Raw genomic sequence first — 8,165 nt, forward strand, 5'->3', positions numbered from 1 at the left:
AAAAACCACTGCAATTAGCAGTGGTTTTTGTATATAAAGAGCTATATATTTATTTTGAAAACAATAAGTATATTTACCAGTATAAAGATCATTTGGGTAATGTAAGGATAAGTTTTGGAAGAAACAGCGCAGGTGCCCTGTAAATCACAGATGCCAATGATTACTATGCTTTCGGGATGAACCACCTCAAAACAGGAAATGCATTCTATGGACAAGGGAGTTATAAGAATTATAAGTACAACGGAAAGGAGTTACAGGAGACAAGTATGTATGATTATGGGGCGAGGATGTATATGCCGGATATCGGGAGATGGGGTGTGATTGATCCGCTAGCGGAGAAAATGACACGACATAGTCCTTATAACTATGCGTTTACCAATCCTATTAATTTTATTGATCCGGATGGAAGAGAAGCAAAACATATTGGATTTTCACAAACTGTTCGGGAAGATGGAACTACAGTAGTTACGATGACAGTTACAGGAAAAGTAATTAATGATTCAGGAAAAGCTTTTACCTCTGAACAAATGAATTCTTATGCTGATAGGATTGGTAGCTCAATGAAGGATGTTTATGGTATTAAAGGCGATAAATTTGAAGTAAATGTAGTTACAAATATTACAGTTGCATCAGAAGACAATCCTTTGACTGAAACAGATCATGCGTTTAGAATTGTAGATAACGGAAAGATACCGAACGGATTAGGAGGTTATGAACCTGAAGGTACTTTAGGGAAAGCCACTTATGGCGAAAATACTGTTTATCTTGGAGCTCAAATGTTAAATGGGACAGAAGCGAAAGAAGGACAATATGCAGGAACTGGAAAGACAGCCAGCGGTTTTGCAACATTAGAACGGACTTCTGCTCATGAGATAGGGCATTCTGGTAATCTACAAGGACATCCTGATCCCAAAATAGCACCAGGAAATATTATGATCCAAACGTATTCGCCAAGTGCAGGAAAAACGGTAACACAAGATCAAATTAATCAAATGCAAGACTCATATGATAATGGCAAACTTAATAATGGAAATCAGAAAATACCTGTAAGACAATGATAGTTTTTAATATAACGAGAAATTTTTTTTTCATACTTTGTGTACTCATTGGGTTGAGTTCTAATGCTCAAAATCTTAACAGTAGATTTGAAGTATCTTTTCAGGATAACTTTAAAGGAGATATAGTTTCTTTAAAACTAGGAAAATGTGGATTGCTTAAAAATAAAATTCTTACTTCCCGAGAAATTGGTTTTGCTGGAATAATAATAACATTTTTTGAACCTAACAAAATTTCAGTTTCTGAAAATGGAGAAATAATTCTTGAAAAAAAATGTAATATTAATTTAAAGAAAGACATTAAGTTTAGCTTAAAATTAAATAATAGAAAAGAGATTTTGAGGATTAATCTTAATAATGGAAAGTACATAGGACTAAATAAAGATAAAGATACGTTTGAGCTTAGACAGCTTACGGTTCCTTTTGAATATGAGTAGCAATATTCTTATTTAAAGCTTGTGTCTGTAGATAAATAAAACAACCCCATCACAATGTGGTGGGGTATATTAAAGCGACTGTAATGTAAGGTGAGTTTACAAGAAACAGCACAGGAGCTCTTGAAATTACAGATGTCGACGACTATTATCCTTTCGGGATGAACCACCTGAAAACCGGGAATGCATTCTATGGACAAGGAAATTATAAGAATTATAAATATAACGGAAAGGAGTTGAAGGAGACAAGTATGTATGATTACGGAGCAAGGATGTATATGCCGGATATTGGAAGATGGGGTGTTGTAGATCTGTTGGCAGAAACTTCGAGAAGATGGTCAACTTATAATTATGCTTATAACAACCCTATAAGATTTATTGATCCTGATGGAATGGAAAACAAAGATATTCATCTTCTGGAGAATTTAGCAGATAAAGCACTTGAGCAATTAAATGCAAATAGTAGTCTTGCTATGACTAAGGATTCTAACGGGAAATTAGATACTGCAAAGCTAAGTAAAAGCGGCTATAATAAATTGTCTGAAACAGATAAAGTATTGTATGATGGTATTAAAAACAGTCCCAATACTGATTCTAGAATTTATGCTGAAAATAATAATGTAACACCAAACGGAGGATTAATTCCGGGAGGATCTTTTGGTGGAGCTGACTATGATTCGGCAACCGGAATTAGTACAGGAACACAATATACAAATCCAGAAGTATTAGGAAATGCAGAAAGTTTTGCAGGAACACAAAAAGGAACGGGAATGACTCACGAAGTTGTCGAAAATGTGCTTATTACACAAGAGTCTTTAAAAACAAAAAGTGATATTTCGATTAGTACTACCGGAAATCCCAATCCTGTTTTTAATAAATTCCATGATGCAACTAGAGCGATGATGCCATATGATAATATAGTGATATCAGCTAGAACAAGAACCGAAACTACAGGAATGGGCTCTAGAAAATATTATGAAGGATTTGCTGGAAAAATAGATGCTAATGGAAAAGTACAACAGCTTCCTTTATATAGAGTTTATGCAGACGATAAAAGGCTAAAAAGATAATTTTATGAAAAGTACAATTCTTTTATTTTTTTTTATTATTTACGGTTGTCAAACAAACAATGCAATTGTTAGTTCAAAACCTATTAATATAACAAGGACAATAGTCTCTTTTAAAGAAAATAATGAAGTTAACATATTAATAGCGGATAATAATGATATTATAGAAGTATTTAAAGAGAATACTTCTAATAATTGTAAAAAAATTAAATTAGGAAAAAGCTATTCTTTAGAAATAATTCCTGTGAGTGATTTAATACAACATGGTGTTGAATCTCCCAATGAATATATTTTAAATGATTCAACCATAATTAAATATAATCATTATTATACTTTAGAAAAAAATCAAAATATTTGCATAGTAAAATAATATAATAAACCTGTGTCGCAGATTTGAGTTCGTAATCAATAATAAAATTCCCTCGCAAAAGCGAGGGTTTTTGTTATAAAAGCGTTTCCCTAAGCTTCTGCACGGATCCTTTCGTGTGGCATTTTTATTAATAATTACTTTCAGTAAACTTCCTCACTTTATATCTTTACGTAAAATAAAATTATAGATATAACAATGAGGTAGATTATTCTGATAAAAAGGACTTTTAGATGGGATTGTAATTTTCAGAATGTAATTTATAGTTTTTTAACCACACGAAAGGATTGGTGCGGTTAGAGTGAGGAGAACTAGAAAAGGAGATGTCACACGTTTTAACAGTAAGCAAAGCTTTACTCCAAAGAATTATCTGAATAAACTAAATGAATTTCAAATGTTTAAAAATGGGAAATAAAAAATACTACATAGCTTTAGGGTTGCTTTTTTGCAATTTCTTTTTTTCGCAGGATTTGGATAAAATATTTATCAATAAAACTCTAAAAAAAGAGGTGGAATATTTTATTAAATTTTCTAAAGTATCAATAGATAATGAAATAGAATATCTTACCGTTAATAAAAAGGAAGACAGCATCCGTATTCTTCAAACGAAAAAACCTTTCATCATAGATGTTTCAGGAAGATATGAGCCTTACAATAAACATATGCATGATTTAATCATAAATCGAAATGAGGTCAATAATGAGGGTATTGAAGATATATTGATTGAAAAAGGCAAGGTTCAATTCACAGTAAAGGAGGAAGATAAAAAGCTTTTTGGTGATGTTTTGAAACAGGATATAATAGAATTAGAACCGGATGTGTATCTCATTCTGAGAAACTTGAAGGGATACGTAAATTATGGTTATGTTGCACAAGTAAATAAAAATAAAGTTTGGGATAAGCAAAGATTAATGAGAAAAGAAATTGAAACAAAAGCTGATATAAGGAATTATCTCACTTTTTTTATCAATCAAAAAACAGGAGACTTAGAAAACATGGGATTTTTAGTACAAGACAGACAAACTTTTATAGAAACCAGATTTGGAGCATCTTGTTTAAATTGTCAACCTTGTCAAAACAGTACTCCCTAAGCTGGGAGTATCTTACTGGTGTCAAAATAGCGCACGATTGCATCGTGCGGTGAAGTAATAATATAAAAACCACTGCAATTAGCAGTGGTTTTTATATATAAAGAGCTATATATTTATTTTTAAAACAATAAGTATATTTACCAGTATAAAGATCATTTGGGTAATGCAAGGATAAGTTTCGGAAGAAACAGCACAGGCGCTCTGGAGATCACAGATGCTAATGATTACTATCCTTACGGGATGAACCATTTAAAGACAGGAAATGCATATTTTGGTGCTGGTAAGTACCAGAATTACAAGTACCAAGGACAGGAATTACAAGAGACTGGTTTTTATAGCTTTAAGTGGAGAAATTATATGCCTGATGTGGGAAGGTTCTTTAATATTGATCCGCTTGCTGAAAAATACGCTTACAATTCTACATATGCATTCCAAGAAAATAAATTGGGAATGGGTGTTGAATTGGAAGGTCTTGAATTATTAAAAAATCATACTGGATTTTTTGCGATTCATGGGAATGCGATGAGAGTTGTTCGTGCTCCGGGATCACAAGTAAGTAATGGACGGGCAACATTTACTGCTGGAGATATAGGACTATCAACAAGTGGTTATAATCCGGGCGGAGCAAGAATGTCTTCCGGTTCATCAGGTTTAAAGCTAAATTCTTACAAATACAGTGGTCCTTTAGTGGGTGATGCACAACTGCAAAACATGAAAGATTATCCGGGACATAGTGATCGTCAAAGACCAACGACAACAAAGACAGGTGCCGAGATGTGGAATCTTAAGCAGGTTGCGGCAGATAAAACTGTTGCTGCAGATTTGGGCGTAAGAGAAATTGCAGCCCTAATTAAATTGGGCGCTAATATTCCTGATGCGATTAAAAGTTCAGAGAATTATGTAAATGCAACAAATGATGTTAAACTAATAAACTCTCAGGCTAAAACAATGGATAGAGCTATTCAATTTGTTGATCAAAGCGGAATCGACATGACCTCACAAACAAGAAATGATGTAGTAAATTATGTCTTCGACGGAACATTACCTAATCCGGGAGCGGGACTGATGCCAAATTCTTTAATTATTCAGAATGGCACACAAATTCTAAGGGATAATAGATTACCTATACAGCCTCTTGATGAACAACTAAATACAAATAAAAAAGTTTCACCATAATGAAGACAATTAAATACATATCACTAATTCTAATTTTATTATGTGTAAGCTGTGTAAATCAGAAGAAAAAAGATGATGAGCAAATCAAGAATACAGTACGAGAATATTGGAAAGCTGTCAAAACAAATGATTTAAAAGCGTATAATAATTTAATTTATGATTCTGAAAATTTCCCTGGGGTTACAATGGGAGATTTAGGTTTTTTACATGATCACTATAAAATTTTAAATCTTGATGAAATATTACAAAAAAATATAAAAATAAAGGACACTACAGGACTTTCTCCCGATACAACAATGAAATATGTTCAGTATACAATTAAAAAAGAAAACGATAGTAATTATATGAATAAGCCTTTAACAATAACTTTGATGTTTTATAAACCTATAGGACTTAATAAGATATATGACCCTGTAATCTTAGAAAACCATATAGGATGGGATAAATAACAGCAACCCTCTGATGGCAAAGTTTGTAACTTTGAGCAGATAAATAAACACAAAAAATCTCGCATTTTGTGAGGTTTTTTGTGTTTATAGCGTATTTTTTTTCTACGAGTACGCTTTTTGGGAACATACTGTAGAAATCCTGTTTGAAAGTATCATCTCGAAGATTGATGAATTGGACGGAAGTTTAAATCACCAAGATCGGGTACAATTTTCTTAACCTTCCGGATGATGTGCAAGTAGAAAGAAACGGTATTGAAACGGTACTTTTCAAAACCAAATATACGGCTGCCGGGGTGAAGCTGCGAAAAGAAAATACGACTTCCATCCTGGGGGTGGCAGGATATACAACGACAAAAAAGACGACAGATTATCTTGATGGCTTCCAGTACCTGAAAAGCGAAACCATCGGCTCAGGCGGTGGCGGAGGTGGAAGTACGGAACTTTTTTCCGAAACCAGACTGGCTATGGAAAGGCAGGCTTTTATCCTTGATGAAATAGGACCGACTCCTATAGAGCCTGGAATAGACCCGCCATTTAATCCCGGAGGCCCTGTTTTTACCATCAAAACAGCTGATCTTCAGTTTTTCCCGACGGCAGAAGGGTTTTATGATTACCAAAAAGATCAGTATATTTACCAGTATAAAGATCATTTGGGTAATGCAAGGATAAGTTTCGGAAGAAACAGCACAGGCGCTCTGGAGATCACAGATGCTAATGATTACTATCCTTACGGGATGAACCACCTGAAAACAGGGAATGCATTCTATGGACAGGGAAGTTATAAGAATTATAAATATAACGGGAAGGAGTTGCAGGAGACAAGTATGTATGATTACGGAGCGAGAATGTATATGCCGGATCTTGGAAGATGGGGTGTAATAGATCCACTGGCGGAAATGTATCAACCAATGTCTACTTATCATATGTCTGGAAATAATCCTATTTTCTATGTGGATTCTAACGGAATGAATTATGACGATTACGGAGTTGATCAAAATGGAAATGTTAGTCTAATTCAGAAAACTGAAGATAATTTTGACAGGCTTTATGCTGCAAAAAGTGATTCAAGTGGAAACGCAGTAAAAGATACAAATGGGAATGCACAAAAAGCAACAGATGGAGTAGGAAAAGAAAACAAAGATTATGTGAAAGTGGAAAAAGGCAGTCCTTCAGATGGAACACTTATAAGCCAACTTTCGGGTAAAGATAGCGGTGGATTAAGTCATGGAACAACTAGTAACTTTACAGACGCTAAAAAAGTTTTCCAATTTGCAGCAGACAACAGTAGTGCGGAATGGACAATTGGAGGTTTTAGAACAGGGCAGGGTAATAATTTTTTAGTTGGGACTACTCATATTGCTGATAAAGTTCAAGTTCCTTGGGCATTTGGAGAAAAAGGACTTACATATGAAAATAATATTTATTCTGGTCATACTCATCCATATAACCCAATGCCGCAGCCTCATGATGTTGGGGTTTCTAATCCCAATGCTTACAATTTTATATATTATACAGGAGCGGGAACAAAAGAACGAGAGAATTACTTTGTTCCTTTTAGCATAATTGTAGGAAAAAATGGTGAATTAAAGGCTTCTCCAAAACTAAATCAAAGACAACAAATTAAACTACCTAATTTAATAAAATAAATGAAAACTATATATATATCTATATTACTTTTTGTAAGTCTACTCTCATCCGCACAAGATAGGTTGTCATTTATAAAGAATAGTGGGATCAAAGAAGGAGTACAAAGAAGTATTGATTATCTAAACAAAACCAAAGTTATTACTTCGGAAATAAGAAATAAAGTTATTTTTATCACTTTTGATTTTGATGATATTTTTGATGAAGCGCAGGCAGAGATTGTGGGGATTAATTATTCAACACATATACCAACTCTATTTTCTCAGTTAAATAGTGTGAGTGGGCAGTTCGAAATGAATGAAAAATTTAGAGTTATGTTTTACAATTACTCTAAAAATATCGTAATTGTTTTTTTTAAAGGCTCTAATTTTTTTGACCAAAATCAGATGGAAAAATTATCTAATCAGATTCGGATCAGTAAAAAAGACTTGATGGAATCAGAATTTTTTAAATACGAAAAAGGTAACGATGTTACATTGGATGCTGTTGAAAATTTCATATCCTTAGAAAAGAAAAACGATAAATTTGTTCCGGTCAGAGTTAATACCTTTGATTTAAAAACCTTTATGGAAGTTTGGTATGGGTTAGATGTAAATGAAATTCCGGTTGGTCAGGCAAAATATAAAAGAACAAATAAAAAATAAGCTGAATATAAGTTTCAGACATATCCATCGCTCCCTCACGATTACATCGTGTGGTGAAGTAATAATACAAAAACCACTGCAATTAGCAGTGGTTTTTGTATATAAAGAGCTATATATTTATTTTGAAAACAATAAGTATATTTACCAGTATAAAGATCATTTGGGTAATGTAAGGATAAGTTTTGGAAGAAACAGCGCAGGTGCCCTGTAAATCACAGATGCCAATGATTACTATGCT

9 protein-coding genes are annotated in these 8,165 nt (G+C 33.4%); all 9 read left to right on the forward strand.

Annotation, left to right across the window (positions count from 1 at the left end):
* Positions 1–143: 143 nt before the first annotated feature.
* The 9 genes from IW15_RS21760 (at position 144) to IW15_RS21800 (ending at position 7,927) form a co-directional block, all read left to right on the forward strand.
* The gene (locus tag IW15_RS21760) at positions 144–1,058 is read left to right on the forward strand and encodes an RHS repeat-associated core domain-containing protein (RefSeq protein ID WP_262483685.1); all 915 of its coding nucleotides are present in this window, start codon (positions 144–146) and stop codon (positions 1,056–1,058) included.
* Between the two features lie 53 nt (positions 1,059–1,111).
* Positions 1,112–1,492, forward strand: a complete 381-nt coding sequence (locus IW15_RS21765; RefSeq protein ID WP_165585239.1) for a hypothetical protein — start codon at positions 1,112–1,114, stop codon at positions 1,490–1,492.
* A gap of 125 nt (positions 1,493–1,617) precedes the next feature.
* Positions 1,618–2,559: an RHS repeat-associated core domain-containing protein gene (locus IW15_RS21770; RefSeq protein WP_262483686.1), complete on the forward strand. Its 942-nt coding sequence runs from the start codon at positions 1,618–1,620 to the stop codon at positions 2,557–2,559.
* Between the two features lie 4 nt (positions 2,560–2,563).
* Positions 2,564–2,926, forward strand: coding sequence for a hypothetical protein (locus IW15_RS21775; protein ID WP_034715736.1), 363 nt, complete (start codon positions 2,564–2,566; stop codon positions 2,924–2,926).
* 401 nt (positions 2,927–3,327) lie between these two features.
* On the forward strand, positions 3,328–4,014 hold the full coding sequence (locus tag IW15_RS21780) for a hypothetical protein (RefSeq protein WP_131368620.1): 687 nt from the start codon (positions 3,328–3,330) through the stop codon (positions 4,012–4,014).
* 156 nt (positions 4,015–4,170) lie between these two features.
* Complete coding sequence (locus IW15_RS22275) at positions 4,171–5,190, forward strand: RHS repeat-associated core domain-containing protein (RefSeq protein ID WP_051882312.1); 1,020 nt, start codon at positions 4,171–4,173, stop codon at positions 5,188–5,190.
* Positions 5,190–5,639, forward strand: a complete 450-nt coding sequence (locus IW15_RS21790; protein WP_034715739.1) for a hypothetical protein — start codon at positions 5,190–5,192, stop codon at positions 5,637–5,639. The genes IW15_RS22275 and IW15_RS21790 overlap by 1 nt, the downstream gene beginning before the upstream one ends.
* A gap of 230 nt (positions 5,640–5,869) precedes the next feature.
* Positions 5,870–7,285 carry an RHS repeat-associated core domain-containing protein gene (locus IW15_RS23080; RefSeq protein ID WP_034715740.1) on the forward strand — a complete coding sequence of 472 codons (1,416 nt, stop codon included), beginning with the start codon at positions 5,870–5,872 and terminating at the stop codon, positions 7,283–7,285.
* A complete protein-coding gene (locus IW15_RS21800) occupies positions 7,286–7,927 on the forward strand; it encodes a hypothetical protein (RefSeq protein WP_131368621.1) in 642 nt (213 codons plus the stop codon).
* Positions 7,928–8,165 lie beyond the last annotated feature (238 nt).

Source organism: Chryseobacterium soli (genome assembly GCF_000737705.1).
Classification (GTDB): domain Bacteria; phylum Bacteroidota; class Bacteroidia; order Flavobacteriales; family Weeksellaceae; genus Chryseobacterium; species Chryseobacterium soli.